General features: G+C 62.8%; 23 protein-coding genes. 8 read left to right on the top strand and 15 right to left on the bottom strand.

The window, feature by feature from the left end; all coding sequences use genetic code 11:
• Positions 1–67 precede the first annotated feature (67 nt).
• Entirely contained in the window at positions 68–1,018 is a 951-nt protein-coding gene (gene rlmF, locus CAF92_RS10025; RefSeq protein ID WP_085600611.1) for a 23S rRNA (adenine(1618)-N(6))-methyltransferase RlmF, read from the top strand.
• A gap of 50 nt (positions 1,019–1,068) precedes the next feature.
• Here the strand turns inward: rlmF and CAF92_RS10030 are convergent, their stop codons facing one another.
• Positions 1,069–1,350: an HU family DNA-binding protein gene (locus CAF92_RS10030; protein WP_003257928.1), complete on the bottom strand. Its 282-nt coding sequence runs from the start codon at positions 1,348–1,350 to the stop codon at positions 1,069–1,071.
• 370 nt (positions 1,351–1,720) lie between these two features.
• Here CAF92_RS10030 and yejK point away from each other — a divergent pair, with 370 nt between their 5' ends.
• On the top strand, positions 1,721–2,728 hold the full coding sequence (yejK, locus tag CAF92_RS10035) for a nucleoid-associated protein YejK (protein WP_046615754.1): 1,008 nt from the start codon (positions 1,721–1,723) through the stop codon (positions 2,726–2,728).
• A 23-nt stretch (positions 2,729–2,751) separates the two neighbouring features.
• Here the strand turns inward: yejK and CAF92_RS10040 are convergent, their stop codons facing one another.
• Positions 2,752–3,048, bottom strand: a complete 297-nt coding sequence (locus CAF92_RS10040; RefSeq protein ID WP_046615755.1) for a GIY-YIG nuclease family protein — start codon at positions 3,046–3,048, stop codon at positions 2,752–2,754.
• Between the two features lie 56 nt (positions 3,049–3,104).
• Here CAF92_RS10040 and CAF92_RS10045 point away from each other — a divergent pair, with 56 nt between their 5' ends.
• The gene (locus tag CAF92_RS10045; protein ID WP_085600613.1) at positions 3,105–3,977 is read left to right on the top strand and encodes a hypothetical protein; all 873 of its coding nucleotides are present in this window, start codon (positions 3,105–3,107) and stop codon (positions 3,975–3,977) included.
• On the opposite strand, the gene CAF92_RS10050 is transcribed toward CAF92_RS10045, so the two are convergent.
• The 13 genes from CAF92_RS10050 to CAF92_RS10110 all read right to left on the bottom strand — a co-directional run bounded on the left by CAF92_RS10050 (position 3,956) and on the right by CAF92_RS10110 (position 14,682).
• Entirely contained in the window at positions 3,956–4,441 is a 486-nt protein-coding gene (locus CAF92_RS10050) for a nuclear transport factor 2 family protein (RefSeq protein ID WP_046615757.1), read from the bottom strand. The two genes, CAF92_RS10045 and CAF92_RS10050, sit on opposite strands and share 22 nt — an antisense overlap.
• 179 nt (positions 4,442–4,620) lie before the next feature.
• Complete coding sequence (locus tag CAF92_RS10055) at positions 4,621–5,901, bottom strand: MFS transporter (protein WP_085600615.1); 1,281 nt, start codon at positions 5,899–5,901, stop codon at positions 4,621–4,623.
• 13 nt (positions 5,902–5,914) lie between these two features.
• The gene (locus CAF92_RS10060; protein WP_085600617.1) at positions 5,915–6,565 is read right to left on the bottom strand and encodes a FadR/GntR family transcriptional regulator; all 651 of its coding nucleotides are present in this window, start codon (positions 6,563–6,565) and stop codon (positions 5,915–5,917) included.
• Positions 6,566–6,728: 163 nt separating this feature from the next.
• Positions 6,729–7,775, bottom strand: coding sequence for a histidinol-phosphate transaminase (gene hisC, locus CAF92_RS10065; RefSeq protein ID WP_046615760.1), 1,047 nt, complete (start codon positions 7,773–7,775; stop codon positions 6,729–6,731).
• 2 nt (positions 7,776–7,777) lie between these two features.
• Positions 7,778–9,103: a histidinol dehydrogenase gene (gene hisD / locus CAF92_RS10070; RefSeq protein ID WP_046615761.1), complete on the bottom strand. Its 1,326-nt coding sequence runs from the start codon at positions 9,101–9,103 to the stop codon at positions 7,778–7,780.
• 126 nt (positions 9,104–9,229) lie between these two features.
• Positions 9,230–9,865 carry an ATP phosphoribosyltransferase gene (gene hisG, locus CAF92_RS10075; protein WP_046615762.1) on the bottom strand — a complete coding sequence of 212 codons (636 nt, stop codon included), beginning with the start codon at positions 9,863–9,865 and terminating at the stop codon, positions 9,230–9,232.
• Positions 9,866–9,988: 123 nt separating this feature from the next.
• The gene (murA, locus tag CAF92_RS10080; RefSeq protein ID WP_046615763.1) at positions 9,989–11,254 is read right to left on the bottom strand and encodes a UDP-N-acetylglucosamine 1-carboxyvinyltransferase; all 1,266 of its coding nucleotides are present in this window, start codon (positions 11,252–11,254) and stop codon (positions 9,989–9,991) included.
• A gap of 23 nt (positions 11,255–11,277) precedes the next feature.
• Entirely contained in the window at positions 11,278–11,517 is a 240-nt protein-coding gene (locus CAF92_RS10085; protein ID WP_003255121.1) for a BolA family protein, read from the bottom strand.
• Positions 11,518–11,634: 117 nt separating this feature from the next.
• Positions 11,635–11,937 (bottom strand): lipid asymmetry maintenance protein MlaB, encoded by a 303-nt coding sequence (locus CAF92_RS10090; protein WP_046615764.1) that lies wholly within the window; start codon positions 11,935–11,937, stop codon positions 11,635–11,637.
• Positions 11,934–12,581, bottom strand: a complete 648-nt coding sequence (locus CAF92_RS10095) for a phospholipid-binding protein MlaC (protein WP_046615765.1) — start codon at positions 12,579–12,581, stop codon at positions 11,934–11,936. The genes CAF92_RS10090 and CAF92_RS10095 overlap by 4 nt, the downstream gene beginning before the upstream one ends.
• A gap of 9 nt (positions 12,582–12,590) precedes the next feature.
• A complete protein-coding gene (gene mlaD, locus CAF92_RS10100; protein WP_003257921.1) occupies positions 12,591–13,076 on the bottom strand; it encodes an outer membrane lipid asymmetry maintenance protein MlaD in 486 nt (161 codons plus the stop codon).
• Positions 13,076–13,873, bottom strand: coding sequence for a lipid asymmetry maintenance ABC transporter permease subunit MlaE (gene mlaE / locus CAF92_RS10105; RefSeq protein WP_013971083.1), 798 nt, complete (start codon positions 13,871–13,873; stop codon positions 13,076–13,078). The genes mlaD and mlaE overlap by 1 nt, the downstream gene beginning before the upstream one ends.
• Positions 13,873–14,682: an ATP-binding cassette domain-containing protein gene (locus tag CAF92_RS10110; protein WP_012270662.1), complete on the bottom strand. Its 810-nt coding sequence runs from the start codon at positions 14,680–14,682 to the stop codon at positions 13,873–13,875. The genes mlaE and CAF92_RS10110 overlap by 1 nt, the downstream gene beginning before the upstream one ends.
• 248 nt (positions 14,683–14,930) lie before the next feature.
• Between CAF92_RS10110 and CAF92_RS10115 the strand changes: the two genes are divergently transcribed.
• The 5 genes from CAF92_RS10115 to lptB are packed head-to-tail and all read left to right on the top strand — an operon-like array spanning position 14,931 to position 18,260.
• The gene (locus CAF92_RS10115) at positions 14,931–15,905 is read left to right on the top strand and encodes an SIS domain-containing protein (RefSeq protein WP_003257920.1); all 975 of its coding nucleotides are present in this window, start codon (positions 14,931–14,933) and stop codon (positions 15,903–15,905) included.
• 12 nt (positions 15,906–15,917) lie between these two features.
• The gene (locus CAF92_RS10120) at positions 15,918–16,442 is read left to right on the top strand and encodes an HAD family hydrolase (RefSeq protein ID WP_024086339.1); all 525 of its coding nucleotides are present in this window, start codon (positions 15,918–15,920) and stop codon (positions 16,440–16,442) included.
• Positions 16,443–16,450: 8 nt separating this feature from the next.
• Positions 16,451–17,023 (top strand): LPS export ABC transporter periplasmic protein LptC, encoded by a 573-nt coding sequence (gene lptC / locus CAF92_RS10125; protein WP_046615766.1) that lies wholly within the window; start codon positions 16,451–16,453, stop codon positions 17,021–17,023.
• Entirely contained in the window at positions 17,010–17,534 is a 525-nt protein-coding gene (lptA, locus tag CAF92_RS10130) for a lipopolysaccharide transport periplasmic protein LptA (RefSeq protein ID WP_015269063.1), read from the top strand. The genes lptC and lptA overlap by 14 nt, the downstream gene beginning before the upstream one ends.
• Positions 17,535–18,260, top strand: a complete 726-nt coding sequence (gene lptB / locus CAF92_RS10135) for an LPS export ABC transporter ATP-binding protein (protein WP_046615767.1) — start codon at positions 17,535–17,537, stop codon at positions 18,258–18,260. It abuts the gene before it with no gap.
• Positions 18,261–18,381: the final 121 nt, after the last annotated feature.

Here is an 18,381-nt window from a genome sequence, read left to right on the forward strand (position 1 = left end):
AGCTCCCACAGGAAAGCACCATACCTGTGGGAGCTGGCTTGCCGGCGATGCTTTTCAGGACCCGACCATGACCCGCAAACCCACCCTGCACCCGCGCAACCGCCACCAGGGCCGCTACGACTTCCCCAGCCTGATCAAGGCCCACCCTGACCTGGCGCGCTTCACCATCACCAACCCCCACGGCAAACCCAGCATCGACTTCGCCAACCCCGAGGCTGTGCGGGTGTTCAACCGTGCCTTGCTGAAGGCCCAGTACGGCATCCAGCACTGGGATATCCCCACCGACTACCTGTGCCCGCCGATTCCCGGCCGCGCCGACTACATCCACGTGGCCGCCGACCTGCTGGCCGACGACAATGCCGGCGAGATCCCCAAGGGCGCCCAGGTGCATGCGCTGGACATCGGCGTAGGTGCCAACTGCATCTACCCGCTGCTGGGCCATAGCGACTACCGCTGGCGCTTCCTCGGCTCGGACATCGACCCCGTGGCCCTGGCTTCGGCCAAGGCCATCGTCCAGGCCAACGGCCTGGGCAAGGCCATCACCCTCCGCCAGCAGGCCAACCGTGCGCACATCCTCAGCGGCCTGCTGCAGGAGGGCGAACGCTTCGACCTGACCCTGTGCAACCCGCCCTTCCATTCCTCACGCGACGAAGCCACCCGTGGCAGCCAGCGCAAGTGGAAGAACCTCGGCAAGCAGGACCCCAAGCGCAAGCTGCCGGTGCTCAACTTCGGTGGCCAGAACAACGAACTGTGGTGTGAAGGTGGCGAAATCCGCTTTGTCACCCAACTGGTCAGTGAAAGCGTGCAGTACGCCGAGCGAGTGCTGTGGTTCACCAGCCTGGTGTCCAAGGCCAGCAACCTGCCGGGGATCGAGGCCGCGCTCAGGAAAACGGGCGTCAAGGCCGTGCGCATCAGTGAAATGGGCCAGGGACAGAAGCAAAGCCGCATGGTCGCCTGGAGCTTCCACGACGACGCCGCGCGCCAGGCCTGGCACGCCGGGCGTAAAAACCGGGCATGAAAAAACCGCGCCCGGGCAAGCCGGGCGCGGTTTCGTCAAAGCTTCAACAATTACTTGTTGATGGCGTCGGTCAGCACTTTGGCTGGAACGAACTTGACGACTTTCTTGGCAGCGATTTCGATGGCAGCGCCAGTCGAAGGGTTGCGGCCGGTACGGGCAGGACGCTCAGCGACTTTCAGCTTGCCGATGCCTGGCAGAGTGATTTCAGCGCCGTTTTCCAGCTGGTCGGCAACGATCTGGCCCAGTTGCTCCAGAGCGTTCTTGGCGGTGGCTTTTGGCGCGGCGATCGATTCGGCGATGTCGGCAATCAGTTGGTCTTTGGTCAATGCCATGGTGGTGTTCCTTCCCTATCAAATTCGTTGGTTATGCAGCGCACTACGACGTTATCGGGCCAGCCCCTGAAAGTGGAGGGCCGCGCCAATCGCGTATGTAGATACGCAAATCGACGTTTGGTTCGACACGACGACAGCACGCTGCCAGCAATGCGCCACACAAGGGGCGCAAGACCGCGCAAAGCTACCACAGGAACGGATAAATATCCGCTGCGCGCTTCGATTTAATGCAGGTTTTTCGGGGGTTTTAGCCTAAAACGCACAAATTTGAACAAAAAACGAACAACCGCCATTTCTGCCAACATCCGGCCACTGCACCACCTGGTGTCTAGGGTAAACTGGACGACTTTTGCATCTCCCCGAGAATTCCATGCCAATCCGTCATTGCATCGTTCACCTGATCGACAAAAAGCCCGATGGCAGCCCCGCCGTACTGCATGCCCGCGATTCCGAACTGGCCGCTTCCGACGCCATCGAAAACCTGCTGGCCGACCTCAATGACAGCTACAACGCCAAGCAAGGCAAGGCCTGGGGCTTTTTCCACGGCGAGTCCGGGGCCTACCCGCTGAGCGGCTGGCTGAAGCAGTACCTGGACGAAGAAAAGGACTTTACCGCCTTCAGCCGCGTGGCCGTGGAGCACCTGCAGAAGCTGATGGAGGAGTCCAACCTGTCCACCGGCGGCCATATCCTGTTTGCCCACTACCAGCAAGGCATGACCGAATACCTGGCGATCGCCCTGCTGCACCACAGTGAAGGCGTGGCGGTGAACGCCGAGCTTGATGTGATGCCTTCGCGCCACCTCGACCTTGGCCAGCTGCATCTGGCGGCGCGCATCAACCTGTCGGAGTGGAAGAACAACCAGAATTCCAAACAGTACATTTCGTTCATCAAGGGCAAGAACGGCAAGAAGGTCTCGGACTACTTCCGCGACTTCATCGGCTGCCAGGAGGGCGTCGACGGCCCGGGCGAAACCCGCACCCTGCTCAAGGCCTTCAGCGACTTCGTCGAGAGCGAAGACCTGCCGGAAGAGTCCGCTCGCGAAAAAACCCAGACCCTGGTCGAGTACGCCACTACCCAGACCAAGCTGGGCGAGCCGGTCACGCTGGAAGAACTGTCCAGCCTGATCGACGAGGACCGGCCCAAGGCGTTCTACGATCACATCCGCAACAAGGACTACGGCCTGTCGCCTGAAATCCCCGCGGACAAGCGCACCCTCAACCAGTTCCGCCGTTTCACCGGGCGTGCCGAGGGATTGTCGATCAGCTTCGAAGCGCACCTGCTGGGGGACAAGGTCGAGTATGACGAAGCGGCAGGGACCTTGATCATCAAGGGGCTTCCGACCACCTTGGTGGATCAGTTGAAGCGTCGCAAGGACTGAGGGCCCTGGGGCGCGAAGCGGCCCTAAATAGCGGAAGACTCAGCCTCATAGGAGGCCACCAGCGCCTCCTTCGCCGCCTTGCGCAGCCGCTTCACCAGCCGCTCCTGGCGCAATGCTTCGCCCTTGTCCGGCCATTGCTCCACATACACCAGCGCCTGGGCCGGGCTGGTCTTGAAGTAACGCGCGCCCTGCCCTTTCTGGTGCGCCAGAAAACGCCGCTGCGGGTCATCGCTGATACCGCAATACAGCGATCCATTGGCAGCCCTTACCAAGTAGACATACCAAGGTTTTACTGCCTGATCCGGCACTTTTTCACTCACGACGCCTGCTCTTTCCATCATTAATTTGGTGAGCCCACCCTCATAAGGGCTTCATCATGCTCACTTCAGTATCCCGCACCTTGCTTGCCGCTGCCCTGTTGGCCGGCGCATCCGCCGCCCAGGCCTCCATCGGCGCCCGGACCGCCGAGCAGTTGCAGAAAAACTACGATTCCACGCCCGCGCATTGCCCAGGCAACGCGGTACCTGCCCATGCCTGTTCGGGCGTCTTGCTAAGGTCAACCAAACCTTCACCGCATTATCATTCCTGGCATCATAGCCAGAACAGCAAGGACAAGGGCGGCGTATCGTTTTCATACCTGCGCAGCGACATTCCCACCACGCAGCTGGCTGCCGACGGCCGTAGCGGCTTTACCCTGTACCCGCTGCTGCAACGCCCAAAAGACAGCTTGCGCTACGAAATGCTATGCGCCTGGCCCACTGACGGTGATACCTGGGAGCGTGACAAACGCGGTTGCGGCGACAATCGGCAAACGGCCGCAACCGAAGCGGCCTGCCATGAACAGGGAGTACTCACTGCCGAGCAGTGGATGGAGCGGTTCCGGCAAAGCGGCGACTACAAGGCCCAATGCGCATTCGATATCCGCCGGGCGCGGGTTCCCGAGCGGGCTGAAGCCTTCTACCAGAGCATACGCGCCAAACAGTTGTTTGCGCCTGAACTACCGTTCCCGTGGAACGAGGTGGTGATCGGTGCGTGGGACGAAGAGCAGTCCAACAGGCTGCCAATCCAGTCGTTCTTCCATATCGAAGGCGCGTATGGCGCATTGCAACAAGCTCAGGCCGATCAACGAGATTGGTACAGGACCAATGGCACATTCATACCTGTCATTCGCATCCGTCTACCGAACGACCTCGATGAACGCGCCACCTTCAGCTATCACAAGAGTGATCAGGCGGTAGCGCTGCCTTGAGCATGCTGGTACGCCCGCAGGCCTTTGAACGCCTGCTGGCGCACCTTGTTCTGCACCAGCGGCGACCAGCCCAGCAGCATGCCAGGCACACCCAGCGCCTGCCGCGACCAGCGCCACAAGTCGAATTGGTCATCGTGCTGGCAGATCAGCCCGTCACGGACCACGAAACGCGCCTGGATATCGTTGACAACGGTGCGGCCGGTCTGGCTGAACAGGTAGGTGGCCACCCAATGTGCGGCGCCCGTGCATTCATCGGCGCGGACGTTGTCGAAGGTCAGGGTAAAGTCCTTGGCCCGGCTGGTGAGCATTCGCCACATGTCGCCTGCATCCTTGCCACGCAAGGTGCCAAAGACCGGGTCGCTGAAGGCGATATCGTCGCTGTAGCAGGCGACCATGGCCTCGGCATCCAGGCGCTGGAAGGCCTGGTAGAAGCGGGTGATCAGGTCGCGGTTGGCGTCGCTCATGGGGGCTGGTCCGTCCTGGGGATGAAAGCAGCACGATAATCTGCCCCGGTTGCTTATGCCAGTACCGGCCCCTTCGCGGGTGAACCCGCTCCCACAGGGATCGCACACATCTTGAAAATTGTGCAGTAGCTGTGGGAGCGGGTTTACCCGCGAAAGGGCCGGCACTGCCAACATCAACGTCAGACTTTCTCGCTGCTCACCTGCACATGCAAAGCCCGCCCGGCTCCCAGGCCGAACACGATGGCACCCAGCCCCAGCACGGCAAAGATCCACCCCACTGCCGCCCAGCCCCCGGTCAGGTCATGCACCAGCCCCACCGCAAACGGCCCCATCGACGCCAAGGTATAGCCCACCCCCTGCGCCATGCTCGACAGGTTTGCCGCCACATGGGCATCCTTCGAGCGCAGCACGATCAAGGTCAGCGCCAGGGCAAAGGTACCGCCCTGCCCCAGGCCCAGCACAACCGCCCAACCCCACAGCCCGGACAGCGGCGCATACAGGCACCCGAACAGGCCGGCCAGGGTAATCAGCATGACCAGCAGGATCGCCAGGCGCTGGTCCTTGCCGCGAGTGGCCAGCCAGGGCGCACTGAGCGAGCTGACCAGCTGCACGATCACCGACCCCGACAGCACCAGCCCCGCCTCGGTCGGGCTCAGGCCGCGACCGATCAGAATCGATGGCAACCAGCCAAATACGATGTAGGCCAGTGATGACTGCAGGCCCATGTACAGGGTTACCTGCCAGGCCAGCGGGTCACGCCACAACCCACGCACGCGATAAGCTACCTTGTGCAGGCCATGGCCCTGGCGGGCCTGCGGCAGCCACACCAGCATGGCCAGCAGGGCCGGCAACATCCAGAAGCCGAGGCCCAGCGCCCAGCTGTCGTTGAAGTGCTGGGCCAGGGGCACCGTAGCACCAGCCGCCATGGCGGCGCCCAGGCACAACGCCATGGTGTACACGCCGGTCAGCGTGCCAGCGTGCTGCGGGAAATCGCGCTTGACGATGCCCGGCAACAGCACGCCAATGATGCCGATGCTGGCACCCGCCATGAGGCTGCCGAGGAACACCCCGGTGGCCCCCAAGCTACTGCGCACGACTATGCCAAGCGCCAGGGTGGCGAGAATGCCGAGGATCACCCGCTCGCTGCCAAAGCGCCGCGCCAGCACCGGCGCCAAAGGGGCGAACAGCCCCAGGCACAGCACTGGCAAGGTGGTCAGCAAACCGGCCTGCGAGGCGTTCAGCCCCAAGCCTTCGGACACCTGGCCCAGCACCGGCGCCATGCTCGACAATGCCGGGCGCAGGTTCAATGCCACCAGCACCAGGCCAAGCAACAACAGCCAAGGCCGCTGTATCGGTACCGGCTGCTGTTGGACCTGCTCGTCGTCAGCCTCGGCGTCGATCAGCAATTCTTCGAGGTCCCGCTCGCTCGGTGGGGTGTTACGGGTGATGGAATCAGCCATGGCCTTCTCGGAGTCAGGATGCGATAAGGGTACGGCTCAGGCGCTTGGCCTGCTCCGCATCGCGTTGCTCGATGGCGGCAAGTATCTGCCCATGCAAGTCGAACGTGGCTTGACAGCGCGGCACGGTCGCCATGTTGTGCTGCAGCGCGGCAGCCACCACCCCGGAAAAGTACCGGTACAGCTCACTCAAGGCCGGGTTATGGGCGGCATCGACCAGCCGCTGGTGAAACACCAGGTCGCAGGCCACATAAGCATCGATATCACCGTGAAAATGCCCGGCGCTATTGGCCAGGGCTTCACGCAGCGCCTGCAGGTCGGCGTCGGTTCGGCGCAGTGCGGCCAGGCCAATGGCCTCGGCTTCGAGGATATGCCGGGTTTCGCGGGCCTGCTCGGGCGTGCAGCGTGACATCGCCTGCACCGCCTGCAGCGGGTCCTGGGCGGTACGCAGGTAGCTGCCGTCGCCCTGGCGGATCTCCACCAGGCCACTGAACGCCAGCACACGCATGGCCTCGCGTACGGTATTGCGGCTTATGCCCAACTGCAGGGCAAGCTCCGGCTCGGTCGGCAAACGCTGGCCAACCTGCCAGTCGCCCAGCACGATGCGTTCGCGCATGCGCTCGACGGCCAGTTCGACCAGTGAACGCTTGGTCAATTCGCTACTCATTCAACTCAACCAATCATCCGATGAATTGGCGCAGCATACCGGTGGGCAAAGTGTTTGTCATTGAAGAGAGCAGCGATTAAAAACCTGGCGCGATCTTTTGTAGGAGCGCCCTTTCGCGACACAAGGCCGCTCCTACAAGGACCGCGCAGGGCAGTGGATGGCGTCAGTTCAACGCATCGAGCAGCGCCTGGTTCATCTCTGGCGTACCAATGGTGATGCGCAGGAACTGGGCAATGCGCGGCTGCTTGAAGTGGCGCACGATCACGCCCTGTTCGCGCAGTCGCGCAGCCAGCTCACCGGCATCTCGTTGCGGATGGCGAGCGAAGATGAAGTTGGCTGCCGACGGCAACACTTCGAAGCCCTTGGCCTGCAGCTGCCCGACCAACACCTCGCGGCTGTCGATCACCTTGCGGCAGGTTTCCTCGAAGTATTCGCGGTCCTCGAACGCCACCGCCGCGCCAACGATCGCGGCACGGTCCAGCGGGTAGGAGTTGAAGCTGTTCTTTATCCGCTCCAGCGCCTCGATCAAGTCCGGGTGCCCCACCGCCAGCCCAACCCGCAACCCGGCCAGCGAACGCGACTTCGACAGGGTCTGAGTGACCAGCAGATTGTCATAGCGGTCCACCAGGCTGATTGCGGTTTCGCCACCGAAGTCGATGTAGGCTTCATCAACCACCACCACCGAATCACGGTTGGCCTGCAGCAACTGCTCCACCACCTGCAGCGGCATCAGGCAACCGGTCGGCGCGTTGGGGTTGGGGAAGATGATGCCGGCGTTGGGCTTGTCGTAGTCCTCGATGCGAATCTGGAACTGCTCGTCCAGCGCCACCTGCTCGAAGGCAATACCGTACAGGCCGCAGTAGACCGGGTAGAAGCTGTAGCTGATGTCCGGGAACAGCAGCGGTGCGTCATGCTGGAACAGGCCGTGGAAGATGTGCGCCAGCACCTCGTCCGAGCCGTTGCCGACGAATACTTGTGCCGGGGTCACGCCATAGTATTCGGCCACCGCCTGCTTCAGCCGGTCACCGTTCGGGTCCGGGTACAGGCGCAGGTTGTCGTTCAGCTCGCCGCGCATGGCCTCCAGCGCCTTGGGCGAAGGGCCGTAGGGGTTTTCGTTGGTGTTCAGCTTGACCAGGCGGGCCAGCTTGGGCTGCTCGCCCGGCACGTAAGGCACCAGGTCCTTGACGAAGGGGCTCCAGAATCGACTCATGCTCAGTTCCCCTTCTCTTGGGTCAGGATGCGGTATTCAGCGCTGCGGGCGTGGGCAGTCAGCGACTCGCCACGGGCCAGGACCGAGGCGGTGTGGCCCAGTTCGGACGCGCCCTGCTCGGAGCAGAAAATGATCGACGAGCGCTTCTGGAAGTCGTACACCCCCAGCGGCGACGAGAAACGCGCGGTGCCGGAAGTCGGCAGCACGTGGTTGGGGCCGGCGCAGTAGTCGCCCAGCGCTTCGCTGGTGTGGCGGCCCATGAAGATCGCGCCAGCGTGGCGGATGTGCGGCAGCCAGGCCTGCGGGTCGGCCACCGACAGCTCCAGATGCTCGGGTGCAATGCGGTTGGCCACTTCCATGGCCTGTTGCATGTCACGTACCTGGATCAGCGCACCGCGGCCATTGATCGACTTCTCGATGATCTCGGCACGTTCCATGGTCGGCAGCAGCTTGTCGATGCTGGCAGCAACGCGGTCGAGGAAGGAGGCGTCCGGGCTCACCAGGATGGCCTGGGCATCTTCGTCGTGCTCGGCCTGGGAGAACAGGTCCATGGCGATCCAGTCCGGGTCGGTCTGACCATCGCACACCACGAGGATTTCCGACGGGCCGGCGATCATGTCGATACCCACCTGGCCGAACACGTGGCGCTTGGCGGTGGCAACGTAGATGTTGCCCGGGCCGACGATCTTGTCCACCTGCGGCACGCTTTCGGTACCGTACGCCAGGGCGGCGACAGCCTGGGCACCGCCGACGGTGAACACACGGTCGACACCGGCGATGCAGGCAGCCGCCAGCACCAGTTCGTTGACCTCGCCACGCGGGGTCGGTACCACCATCACCACTTCGGCCACGCCGGCAACCTTGGCCGGGATGGCGTTCATCAGCACCGACGACGGGTACGACGCCTTGCCACCCGGCACATACAGGCCGGCGCGGTCCAGTGGGGTGACCTTCTGGCCGAGCACGGTGCCGTCGGCTTCGGTGTACTGCCAGGAGTCCTGTTTCTGCCGCTCGTGGTACATGCGCACGCGGTTGGCGGCCTTTTCCAGGGCTTCGCGCTGGGCCGGGGTAATGCGGGTCAGGGCCAGTTCCAGGCGCTCGCGATTGAGGATCAGGTCGTCAATCGACTTGGCATCGACACCATCGAAACGCTGGGTGAATTCCACCAACGCCGCATCGCCACGCTCGCGCACGGCCTTGATGATGTCGAGCACGCGCTGGTTGACCGCGTCATCGGACACACTTTCCCAGCTCAGCAGATGATCCAGATGTCGGGCGAAATCCGGATCAGCAGCGTTGAGACGGGCAATTGCAGTGGACACGGTCATGGCGAGGGCCTCGATTATTGGCGAATGCTCAGGCACCCTAAGCTACCAGTCCATCCGCGCGGGCACCCGAGAAAAATGGCTATGACGCGGATAGATGGGCGCGACAGCGAAGGTCGCGCGCAGGAATCAACCGCGGTGTCGCGATTCGACCGCTTCGCGCAGCGTGTCGATCAGGCTCTGGATACGGGCGTGCTGCATTTTCATGGAGGCCTTGTTGACCACCAGGCGCGAGCTGATCGTGGCGATCAGTTCCTGGGGCTCCAGGCCGTTGGCACGCAGGGTGTTGCCGGTGTCGACCACGTCGATGATCTTGTCGGCGAGATTGATCAGCGGTGCCAGCTCCATCGAGCCGTACAGCTTGATGATGTCGACCTGGCGGCCCTGCTCGGCGTAGTAGCGCTTGGCTACGTTGACGAACTTGGTAGCCACGCGCAGACGGCCCTTGGGCTCAGGTGCACCGACCACACCGGCGGTCATCAGCTTGCAGCGGGCAATCTGTAGGTCCAGGGGCTCGTACAGGCCCTGGCCGCCGTACTCCATCAGCACATCCTTGCCGGCCACACCCAGGTCGGCGGCACCATGCTCGACATAGGTCGGCACGTCGGTGGCACGCACGATCAGCAGGCGCACATCGTCCTGCGTGGTGGGGATGATCAGTTTGCGGCTCTTGTCCGGGTTCTCGGTCGGCACGATACCGGCCTCGGCCAGCAATGGCAGGGTATCGTCGAGAATACGGCCTTTGGAAAGCGCGATGGTCAACATTGGAACGTCGGTCCTTAAGCGGCTACTGCCGGCCGGGCGTAGAGCCCGACCGCATTCAATTCGTTAGGCGCATCCTGCGAAAGCGGGCAAACCGCACTCCCACAGGATGCACCAGGCAGACGATTAGCCCGGCACGCGACGGATCTTCGCGCCCAGCATCTGCAGTTTTTCTTCGATGCACTCGTAACCACGGTCGATGTGGTAGATGCGATCGATCAGGGTATCGCCTTCGGCTACCAGCGCCGACAGCACCAGGCTGGCGGAAGCACGCAGGTCGGTGGCCATTACCGGGGCACCCTTCAGCGCCTTGACGCCTGTGACGATGGCAGTGTTGCCTTCGACCTGGATCTGCGCGCCCATGCGGTGCATTTCATAGACGTGCATGAAGCGGTTCTCGAAGATTGTCTCGATCACTGCACCGGTGCCTTCGGCAATGGCGTTGAGCGAGATGAACTGCGCCTGCATGTCGGTCGGGAAAGCAGGGTACGGGGCGGTACGCAGGTTGACGGCTTTCGGCCGCTTGCCGTGCATGTCCAGCTCGATCCAGTCGTCGCCGGTATTGATGTCGGCGCCGGCTTCCTTGAGTTTTTCCAGTACTGCTTCAAGGATGGTCGGGTCGGTGTCCTTGACCTTGACGCGACCACCGGTCACGGCAGCGGCAACCAGGTAGGTGCCGGTCTCGATACGGTCCGGCATCACGCGGTAGTTGGCCGAGCCCAGACGCTCGACGCCGTCGATGACGATGGTGTCGGTACCGGCGCCCTGGACATTACCGCCCATGGCGTTGATGAAGTTGGCCAGGTCGACCACTTCCGGCTCGCGCGCGGCGTTCTGCAGCACGCTGCGGCCCTTGGCCAGGGCAGCGGCCATCATGATGTTCTCGGTACCGGTCACGCTGACGGTGTCGAAGAAGAAGTGCGCACCGCGCAGGCCACCCTCAGGCGCCTTGGCCTTGATGTAGCCGCCTTCGACTTCGATCTTCGCGCCCATGGCCTCGAGGCCACGGATGTGCAGGTCGACCGGGCGCGAACCAATGGCGCAACCGCCAGGCAGGGCCACTTCGGCCTCGCCGAAACGGGCGACCATCGGGCCCAACACCAGGATCGAGGCGCGCATGGTCTTGACCAGCTCGTAAGGCGCGACCAGGGTCTTGATGGTGCGTGGGTCGATCTCGACCGCCAGCTTTTCGTCGATCACCGGCTCGATGCCCATGCGGCCGAACAGCTCGATCATGGTGGTGATGTCGTGCAGGTGCGGCAGGTTGCCCACGGTGACCGGGCCGTCGGCCAGCAGGGTCGCCGCCAGAATCGGCAGGGCTGCGTTCTTCGCGCCCGAAATGCGGATCTCGCCATCAAGGCGAGCGCCGCCAGTAATAATCAGTTTGTCCATTGGAATCTCGCCGCCACGTTGGCTCAGGTGCGCTCAGCCCAGGCTGCGCTGCTGAAAAATTTCATGGTTACCGCATGGATGCTGCCATTGGCGATCCACGGATTCAGGTGAGCATAGATCGCCTGCTGGCGTTTGACCGGGCTCAGGCCAGCCAACTCGTCGCTGATCACGTTCAACTGGAAGTTGCAGCCTTCGCCTTCAACTTCGACCCGGGAACCCGGCAATTTCTCTTCAAGGAAGCTTTTAACTTCTACGGCCTGCATGCTCAACCTCAATCGGCGCCCGATGCGCACGGGTCGGCCATCATACAAAAAAGCCCCTCGCCTGCGAAGCCCAACGAGGGCTTCGCTGACCGAGGGGCCATCATCCGTGCCGGAACATCAGGTTGCCAGCACTTCATCGAGGTCATAGACCTCGGCAATTTCCCGCATGTCGTCGGGCATACCGCGCACCTGGCAACCCTTGCCGGTGGCCTGGGCATCGCGCATGAAGGCCAGCAGCAACGACAGGCCGACACTGGTGGAGCGCTGTACAGCCGAGCAATCGAGCACCAACTGCGCCTCGCGGCAGCCCGCGATCAGCGCCCTGCCCTGCTTGCGCAGGGCGGGCCCGCTGCGGTAGTCCAGCACGCCGGCCAGGCGCAGCACGCCCGGCTCGGCCATGCTTACGCCGGCCTCACTCATTTGACGGTCTTCTCTGGCGAGTTGTCGGCGGCCTGCTTGGCCTTGGCCACTTCGCCGGCCCAGCCGTCGATGGTCTTGTCCAGGTCGTTGCCATTGCGCTGCATGGCATCGGCGAACTGGTCGCGGAACAGCTTGCCGATGTTGATGCCGTTGACGATCACGTTACGCACCTTCCATTCGCCACCCAGGTTTTCCAGAGTGTACTGAACCGGGTACACGGCGCCATTGTTGCCGGTGACCTTCATGCCTACGGAGGCACGCTTGCCGTCATCGGCCTTGGCCGGGTCCACGACGATCCCCTGGTTGTTGTACTCCAGCAGGGCGTTACCGTAGAACTGGAACAGACTGCGCTTGAAGTTTTCCTGGAAGCGCTGCATCTGCTCGGGCGTGGCCTTGCGCGAGTACTTGACGGTCATGATGCTTCTGGAAATACCGTCGGCATCGACCACGGGCGTGAGGATACGGTCAAGGGCGTCGTAGAACGCTTGCGGGTTGGACTTGTACTGCTCCTTGTTGGCCTTGAGCTCACCCAGCAGCTCTGTGGTGGTGCTCTGCACCACGTCATGCGGAGACTGCGCGGCCAGCGCCATCAGGGGGAAGGCCGCCAGCAGGACCAGCAAGCCACGTCGCAGGATCGAAATCATGGAAACTCCTTAATTAGCCGGTTGCGCTTCTTTCGGTTCCTTGCCAACGGAGTTGAGCAGGAACTTGCCAATCAGATCTTCCAGCACCAGCGCCGACTGGGTGTCATGGATGGTCCCGCCGTCCTTGAGCACTTGGTCCTCACCGCCCACGCTGATGCCGATGTACTTCTCGCCAAGCAACCCGGCCGTCAGGATCGAGGCCGTGGAGTCGGTCGGCAGGTTGTCCACCGACTTGTCCAGTTGCAGCGTCACCCGACCGGTGTAGGAATCACGGTCCAGATCGATGGCGGTAACCTTGCCGATGGTCACACCGGCCATGGTCACTTTAGCTCTGACCGTCAAACCAGCGATATTGTCGAAGTAGGCATAAACTTTATAGGTATCGCTGCTCGGGCTGGCCGACAGCCCGCTGACACGCAGGGCGAGCAGCAGCAGCGCCAGGATCCCGGCCAGGAGGAACAGGCCGACACCGATTTCCAGGGTGCGGTTTTGCATCAGAAATCTCCAAACATCAAGGCGGTCAGAATAAAGTCCAGACCCAGCACTGCCAACGAGGCATAGACCACGGTCTTGGTGGTGGCACGGCTGATCCCTTCTGAGGTGGGCTCACAGTCGTACCCCTGGAATACGGCGATCCAGGTCGTGACGAAGGCAAATACCAGGCTCTTGATCAGCCCGTTGAGCACGTCGTCGGTGAACGAAACACTGTTCTGCATGTTGGCCCAGAACGAGCCCTCGTAGACGCCCAGCCAGTCCACCGCGACCCACGAGCCACCCCAGATGCCGACCACGCTGAAAATCAGCGCCAGCAACGGCAGCGAAATGAAACCGGCCCACAGCCGCGGCGCGACGATGTACTTGAGAGGGTCGACGCCGATCATTTCAAGGCTCGACAGCTGCTCGGTGGACTTCATGTTGCCGATTTCCGCGGTGAGCGCCGAACCGGCACGGCCAGCGAACAGCAATGCCGTCACCACCGGGCCGAGCTCACGCAGCAGGGTCAGGGCGACCATCTGCCCCACCGCCTGCTCCGAGCCGTACTTGGTCAGGATGCTGAAGCCCTGCAGCGCCAGCACCATGCCGATGAACACGCCGGACACGACGATGATCGCCAGCGACAGCACGCCCACCGAGTACAGCTGCTTGGTCAGCAGCTGGAAGCCGCCACCGATGCCGCCACGGCCGATCAGTGCATGGAACAGGAACAGGCAGGAGCGCCCCAGCACCGCCAGCACGTCAATGGCCGAGCGCCCCAGCAGGCGGACACGTTCGAGTAAGGATTTTCTGCGCATCAACGCGCTCCCAGCAGGTCGGCGCGGTAGTCAGGCGCAGGGAAATGGAAAGGCACCGGGCCGTCCGGGTCGCCCTTCATGAACTGGCGAATGCGCGGGTTGTCCGAGCCCATCAGCTCGTCAGGCGTCCCCTGGCCCAGCACCTGGCCATCACCTACGACATAGATGTAGTCGGCAATGCTGGCGGTTTCCGCCAGGTCGTGGGAAACGACGATGCTGGTAATACCCAGGGCGTCGTTGAGCAGGCGGATCAGACGCACCAATACACCCATGGCGATCGGGTCCTGGCCGACGAACGGTTCGTCGTACATGAGGATCTGCGGGTCCAGCGCAATCGCCCGGGCCAACGCCACACGGCGCTTCATGCCACCGGACAGCTCGTCGGGCATCAGGTCGATGGCACCGCGCAGCCCCACGGCCTGCAGCTTCATCAACACGATATCGCGGATCATCTCGTCCGACAGCTGGGTGTGCACGCGCAGCGGGAACGCGACGTTCTCGAACACATCGAGATCGGTGAACAGCGCGCCGCTCTGGAACAGCACCCCCATTTGCTTGCGAGCGTCGAACAGGTCGCTGCGCGACAGCGTCGGCAGGTTCTGCCCGGCAACCCAGACCTCACCGCTGGAGGGGCGCAGCTGCGCGCCCATCAGGCGGAGCAACGTGGTCTTGCCGCAACCCGATGGTCCCATGATACCGGTGACCTTGCCGCGCGGGATGCGAATGTCGACATTGCTGAAAATGCTGCGCGAACCGCGTTTGAAGGTAACCCCCTTCAACTCGACCGCGTAGGCGCTATCCACACTCATCTAGACTCCTTGCTAGTGCAGCCTCGTCCTAATGGACGTCGGCCTCCATCTGGAAGGCACAAGCGCCCCAGGCAGGCCGAATAGCGGCGAACTATAGCACCGCTGACAGCACCGCCCCAAGGCCGGCTAACGAGTCGTTCAGCCCTGCGACAGGCTGACCAGACATTCACCACGGCAATCGAAAGCGTGAGGGTTTCTTTCATTGCAGCTATAATCGCCGCCTTTTCATCAGGCATTGCTTTTTCGACATGAGCCAATCCAGCGAGCTGATCCAATCCGCCCAACGCACCCTGCGCCTGGAACTCGAGGCCGTAGAGGCCCTGCTGGCGCGCATCGACGACAATTTCGTCAAGGCCTGCGAACTGATCCTGGCCAGCAAGGGCCGGGTCGTCGTGGTCGGCATGGGCAAGTCCGGGCACATCGGCAACAAGATCGCCGCCACCCTGGCCAGCACCGGCACGCCGGCGTTTTTCGTGCACCCGGCCGAAGCCAGCCATGGCGACATGGGCATGATCACCCGCGATGATGTCATCCTTGCCCTGTCGAACTCCGGCAGCACCGCCGAAATCGTCACCCTGCTGCCGCTGATCAAGCGCCTGGGCATCAAGCTGATCAGCCTGACCGGCAACCCGGACTCGCCCCTGGCCCAGGCTGCCGAGGTCAACCTCGACGCCCGCGTCGAGCAAGAGGCCTGCCCGCTGAACCTGGCACCCACCTCCTCCACCACCGCATCGCTGGTGCTGGGCGACGCGCTGGCCATTGCCCTGCTCGAAGCTCGCGGCTTCACCGCGGAAGACTTTGCCTTCTCGCACCCGGGTGGTGCTCTGGGCCGCCGCCTGCTGCTCAAGGTGGAGAACGTGATGCACGCCGGCGACGAACTGCCCCAGGTGCCCCGCGGCACCCTGCTCAAGGACGCACTCCTTGAAATGTCCCGCAAAGGCCTGGGCATGACCGTGATCGTCGAAGCCGATGGCAAGCTGGCGGGGATCTTCACCGACGGCGACCTGCGCCGCAGCCTTGACCGCAACATCGATGTCCACACCACCCTGATCGACCAGGTAATGACCGTGCACGGCAAGACGGCCCGCGCCGAAATGCTCGCGGCCGAGGCCCTGAAGATCATGGAAGACCACAAGATCGGCGCCTTGGTGGTGGTGGACCGCGAGGACCGCCCCACCGGCGCCCTGAACATGCACGACCTGCTGCGCGCCGGCGTGATGTAAAGGAGCGATGGAATGAACCAGGACCTCATGCAACGCGGCAAGAACATCAAGCTGGCAGTGTTCGACGTGGACGGCGTGCTCACCGACGGGCGCCTGTACTTCCTAGAGGACGGCAGCGAGTTCAAGACGTTCAATACCCTCGACGGCCAGGGCATCAAGATGCTCATGGCCTCGGGCGTGACCACCGCGATCATCAGCGGGCGCAAGACCCCGGTGGTCGAGCGCCGGGCGAAGAACCTCGGCATCCCGCACCTGTACCAGGGCCGCGAGGACAAACTGGTGGTGCTGGACGGCCTGCTCGCCGAACTGGGCCTGAGCTATGCTCAAGTGGCCTACCTTGGCGACGACCTGCCCGACCTGCCGGTAATCCGCCGCGTGGCCCTGGGCATGGCGGTCGCCAACGCCGCGCCGTTCGTGCGCCAACACGCCCATGGCGTGACCCAGGCACGTGGCGGCGAAGGCGCGGCCCGTGAATTCTGCGAACTGATCATGCAGGCCCAGGGCACCCTGGACGCTGCCAACGCCAACTACCTGTAAGGCTGCCCATGTTCAGCAAGAAAGCCCGCAACATTGCGCTGCTCGCGGTAATCGCCGCCCTGCTGGTGGCGATCGGCTACTGGAATGTCAGCCCGGAAAGCTTCCTCGACAAGCCGGTGGCCCAGGTCGACGAAAGCGCCATCGACTACTACGCGGTCAACGCTCACAGCCTGCAGTTCCTGCCCGATGGCAAGCTGCAGTACGAAATGACTGCCGACAAGGTCGAACACCTCAAGGCCAGCGAAATCACCCTGCTGACCACGCCGGACCTGCACCTTTACCGCGGTACCGAATACCCCTGGCACGTACAGAGCACTCGCGCCGAAGTCAACCCGGACGGCAGCGAAGTCGAACTGATCGACAACGTACGGGTCGCCCGCACCGACGAAAAGCAGCGCGAAATGATCATTACCAGCTCACGCATGACCGTGTTCCCGCAGAAGCAATATGCGCAGACCGAGCAAGCCGTTAGAATCGACGGCGCCGGTGGCACAACTACGGGCAAAGGAATGAAAGCGTATTTGAAAGAAGGCAAGATGGACTTGCTCTCTAACGTAAGAGGACAGTATGAGGCTCGTTAAAACCCTCCCCCTTTTGCTCAGCCTGAGCGCAGCACTGGGAAGCGCGAGCGCCCTCGCCCTGCCGAACGACCGTGACCAGCCTATCCGCATCCAGGCCGACAACGCCCACCTGGACGACAAGCAGGGCGTGGCCACCTACACCGGCGACGTGATCATCACCCAGGGTTCGATGATGATCAAAGGCAACACCGTGACCATCACCCGCTCCGCCTCCGGCGACATCGACGTGGTGACCTCGGTGGGCAACCTGGCCTACTTCGAGCAGCAGCAGAGCGCAGCCAAACCGGACAAGATGAAAGGCTGGGCGGTGACCATCCAGTACCAGTCGCAGAAGGACATGGTGATTCTCACCGACCGCGCCAAGGTCGAGAACGAAGGCAACACCACCGAAGGCGAGAAGATCGTCTACAACACCCAGACCCAGGTGGCAACCGCCGGTCGCGGTGGCAACGTGACCTCGCCGCGTCAGCGCATCGACATGGTGATCCAGCCCAAGAAGAAGGCCGAGTAAATGGCAACCCTCAAAGCCCAGCACCTGGCCAAGAGCTACAAGGGGCGGCAGGTCGTACGCGACGTCAGCCTGTCGATCGACAGCGGCCAGATCGTCGGCCTGCTCGGCCCCAACGGCGCCGGCAAGACCACCTGCTTCTACATGATCGTCGGCCTGGTCCAGGCCGATCAGGGGCGCGTGCTGATCGACAACCTCGATGTCAGCCACCAGCCCATGCACGGTCGCGCCCGCGCCGGCATCGGCTACCTGCCGCAGGAAGCCTCGATCTTCCGCAAGCTGTCGGTGGCCGACAACATCATGGCCATCCTCGAGACCCGCAAGGACCTCGACCGCGACGGCCGGCGCAAAGAACTGGAAAGCCTGCTGCAGGAGTTCCACATCAGCCACATTCGCGACAACCTCGGCATGAGCCTGTCCGGTGGTGAGCGCCGCCGCGTGGAAATTGCCCGCGCGCTGGCGACCGCACCCAAGTTCATCCTGCTGGACGAACCGTTTGCCGGTGTCGACCCGATCTCGGTCGGCGACATCAAGCAGATCATCCATCACCTCAAGGCCAAGGGTATCGGTGTACTGATCACCGACCACAACGTGCGTGAGACCCTGGATATCTGCGAAACCGCCTATATCGTCAACGATGGCCGGCTGATCGCTGAAGGCGACTCCGAAACCATCCTGGCCAACGACCTGGTCAAAGAGGTTTACCTGGGCCACGAGTTCCGGCTCTGACCCCGGCACGCGCCTGGAGTACTGGCAAATCGCCCTGAAGGCCGGGGTAAAGTTGTTACAGTGCTCTAGGCAAACGCTACAATTTAAGGCATAAAACTTGCTTGATCTGGCGCCCCGGCGC

The organism is Pseudomonas sp. B10(2017), assembly GCF_002113295.1.
In the GTDB taxonomy this organism is placed as follows: Bacteria; Pseudomonadota; Gammaproteobacteria; order Pseudomonadales; family Pseudomonadaceae; genus Aquipseudomonas; species Aquipseudomonas pudica.

Bases quoted from the DNA above. Each gene is read 5' to 3' on its own strand.
- mlaE (WP_013971083.1), bottom strand. From the start codon at position 13,873: ATGCGCAGAAAATCCTTACTCGAACGTGTCCGCCTGCTGGGGCGCTCG.
- CAF92_RS10055 (WP_085600615.1), bottom strand. From the start codon at position 5,901: ATGGCTGATTCCATCACCCGTAACACCCCACCGAGCGAGCGGGACCTC.
- hisC (WP_046615760.1), bottom strand. From the start codon at position 7,775: ATGAGTCGATTCTGGAGCCCCTTCGTCAAGGACCTGGTGCCTTACGTG.
- rlmF (WP_085600611.1), top strand. From the start codon at position 68: ATGACCCGCAAACCCACCCTGCACCCGCGCAACCGCCACCAGGGCCGC.
- hisD (WP_046615761.1), bottom strand. From the start codon at position 9,103: ATGACCGTGTCCACTGCAATTGCCCGTCTCAACGCTGCTGATCCGGAT.
- mlaD (WP_003257921.1), bottom strand. From the start codon at position 13,076: ATGCAAAACCGCACCCTGGAAATCGGTGTCGGCCTGTTCCTCCTGGCC.
- hisG (WP_046615762.1), bottom strand. From the start codon at position 9,865: ATGTTGACCATCGCGCTTTCCAAAGGCCGTATTCTCGACGATACCCTG.
- lptB (WP_046615767.1), top strand. From the start codon at position 17,535: ATGGCAACCCTCAAAGCCCAGCACCTGGCCAAGAGCTACAAGGGGCGG.
- CAF92_RS10085 (WP_003255121.1), bottom strand. From the start codon at position 11,517: ATGCAGGCCGTAGAAGTTAAAAGCTTCCTTGAAGAGAAATTGCCGGGT.
- lptA (WP_015269063.1), top strand. From the start codon at position 17,010: ATGAGGCTCGTTAAAACCCTCCCCCTTTTGCTCAGCCTGAGCGCAGCA.
- CAF92_RS10095 (WP_046615765.1), bottom strand. From the start codon at position 12,581: ATGATTTCGATCCTGCGACGTGGCTTGCTGGTCCTGCTGGCGGCCTTC.
- yejK (WP_046615754.1), top strand. From the start codon at position 1,721: ATGCCAATCCGTCATTGCATCGTTCACCTGATCGACAAAAAGCCCGAT.
- lptC (WP_046615766.1), top strand. From the start codon at position 16,451: ATGTTCAGCAAGAAAGCCCGCAACATTGCGCTGCTCGCGGTAATCGCC.
- murA (WP_046615763.1), bottom strand. From the start codon at position 11,254: ATGGACAAACTGATTATTACTGGCGGCGCTCGCCTTGATGGCGAGATC.
- CAF92_RS10090 (WP_046615764.1), bottom strand. From the start codon at position 11,937: ATGAGTGAGGCCGGCGTAAGCATGGCCGAGCCGGGCGTGCTGCGCCTG.
- CAF92_RS10030 (WP_003257928.1), bottom strand. From the start codon at position 1,350: ATGGCATTGACCAAAGACCAACTGATTGCCGACATCGCCGAATCGATC.
- CAF92_RS10115 (WP_003257920.1), top strand. From the start codon at position 14,931: ATGAGCCAATCCAGCGAGCTGATCCAATCCGCCCAACGCACCCTGCGC.
- CAF92_RS10060 (WP_085600617.1), bottom strand. From the start codon at position 6,565: ATGAGTAGCGAATTGACCAAGCGTTCACTGGTCGAACTGGCCGTCGAG.
- CAF92_RS10050 (WP_046615757.1), bottom strand. From the start codon at position 4,441: ATGAGCGACGCCAACCGCGACCTGATCACCCGCTTCTACCAGGCCTTC.
- CAF92_RS10110 (WP_012270662.1), bottom strand. From the start codon at position 14,682: ATGAGTGTGGATAGCGCCTACGCGGTCGAGTTGAAGGGGGTTACCTTC.
- CAF92_RS10120 (WP_024086339.1), top strand. From the start codon at position 15,918: ATGAACCAGGACCTCATGCAACGCGGCAAGAACATCAAGCTGGCAGTG.
- CAF92_RS10045 (WP_085600613.1), top strand. From the start codon at position 3,105: ATGCTCACTTCAGTATCCCGCACCTTGCTTGCCGCTGCCCTGTTGGCC.